The 1,701-nt window shown below is 40.9% G+C and carries 2 protein-coding genes and 1 pseudogene; all 3 read left to right on the plus strand.

Features of this window, described 5'->3' with window-relative positions; translation table 11 throughout:
• Window positions 1-186: 186 nt before the first annotated feature.
• Window positions 187-633 carry a LytTR family DNA-binding domain-containing protein gene (locus HT730_RS09700; protein ID WP_000776607.1) on the plus strand — a complete coding sequence of 149 codons (447 nt, stop codon included), beginning with the start codon at window positions 187-189 and terminating at the stop codon, window positions 631-633.
• Between the two features lie 4 nt (window positions 634-637).
• Entirely contained in the window at window positions 638-1,312 is a 675-nt protein-coding gene (locus tag HT730_RS09705; RefSeq protein WP_173307465.1) for a hypothetical protein, read from the plus strand.
• Between the two features lie 133 nt (window positions 1,313-1,445).
• A pseudogene (locus HT730_RS09710) lies at window positions 1,446-1,643 on the plus strand (N-acetylmuramoyl-L-alanine amidase family protein); the annotation flags it as partial.
• Window positions 1,644-1,701: the final 58 nt, after the last annotated feature.

A 1,701-nucleotide genomic window follows, 5' to 3' on the forward strand; every position in this document is an offset into this window, starting at 1 on the left:
CAAACTAGGAAGCTAGCCGCAAGCTGTACTTGAGTACGGTAAGGCGACGCTGACGTGGTTTGAATTTGATTTTCGAAGAGTATAAGGCGGTCCTAGAACCACTTACGTGGCTAAAGTAACCACTTGCTTTTTTGCTCTTGTTTTCTTATTTTTCCTTTGATATAGTAGAGTCAGAAAGGAGATGGAATGAAGTTACGAATCGAAATTGACAGCAATTTAGAGGAAACTGAAATTGTCATCAAGGCAGCGGCTTTGACAGATGAGATTGCGGATTTACAGCGGCTCTTGCAAGAGTCCAAGTCTCCTCGGTTGATTTTTTACAAGGGAACAGGTGAATATTATCTGGACTTATCGGAAATTCTCTTCTTTGAGACGGAAGGTAGCAAGATTTATGCCCATACCCAGAAAGATGCCTACGAGGTTCGGCTTAAACTCTATGAGTTAGAGTCTATCCTTCCTCGCTATTTTAGTCGGGTATCCAAGTCGACTATTGCAAATATCCGTCAGGTTTACTCGGTGGACAAGTCCTTTTCAGGAACGGGCACTATTTCCTTTTATCAGACCCACAAGGAGGTTCATGTCTCACGACATTACCAATCCCTCCTAAAAGAAAATCTAAGAAACATGAGGTAAGAACATGAAAAAGAAAGCATTTGGTATTGTGTTGCTCATTTTGGCGGCTTTAATATTATTACAAGGGAATTTTGGGATCCCTTCTCTTGGAGGGCATATTTGGCCCTTGCTTGGTATTGCATTTTTTGCCTATCAATCAGTTGAAGCTTTGCTTCGTCGTCATCTGACATCAGCCTCTTTTACAGCCCTAGTGGCCTTAATGATTGCTAACCACTTTTATGGTATTTTACCGATTCCAAATCAGACACTAATTTGGGCAGGAGTTCTAATCGTTCTCGGAGTAAGTATGCTGACTCATTCTAACAGAACTTGGAACGGGAAAAAATGGTGGTACAACGGTGAGCGAACAGTCGTCACGGATAAAGAAGTCGCTTTTGGAAGTGGGACTTTCTACAAGCAAGACCAAGAATTGGTAGAAGACCAAGTAGAAGTTGGCTTCGGAAATGCCAAGATATATTATGACAATGCAGAGATTTTAGGAGATACTGCGACCTTGAAAGTAGAAGTTGGTTTTGGCAATGCAGTTATCTTTGTTCCCCAACATTGGAGAGTTGATTTGAAGGTGGAAACTTTCTGTGGTGTAGCCAAAGCAGATACCACTCTAGCCCCAACCAGCAAAACCTTGATTATCTGTGGAGATGTGGCTTTTGGGAAGTTGGGAATTGTCTACGTTAAATAAAAAATCTTCACTTCAATCATCAAAATAGGCGTACTAAGAGTAGGAAATTGATGCCTTGCTCTGATTTCAGTTCTATGGTTGTTAGACTTTAAAAAATGAATGATATTGGACAGTTTTTTGAACCTTTAATTGCTCAGGAGTTATAAAAGCAAGCACTTGGGTTTATAACAAGGGAGACTGGTATTATGTAAGTTCTTCTGGTGCCATGTTATCGAATGATTGGGTCCAAGATAATGGCAAGTGGTATTATCTGGCTTCATCAGGTAAGATGCTTCGCAATACCTACACGCCTGATGGTTATTACGTTGGTAACTCAGGCGCCTGGCAATAAGAATAATACTCTTCGAAAATCTCTTCAAACCATGTCAGCTTCATCCACAACCTCAAAA

Source organism: Streptococcus sp. k-628, from assembly GCF_013277475.1.
Taxonomy (GTDB): Bacteria; Bacillota; Bacilli; order Lactobacillales; family Streptococcaceae; genus Streptococcus.

Bases quoted from the DNA above. Each gene is read 5' to 3' on its own strand.
- HT730_RS09700 (WP_000776607.1), top strand. From the start codon at position 187: ATGAAGTTACGAATCGAAATTGACAGCAATTTAGAGGAAACTGAAATT.
- HT730_RS09705 (WP_173307465.1), top strand. From the start codon at position 638: ATGAAAAAGAAAGCATTTGGTATTGTGTTGCTCATTTTGGCGGCTTTA.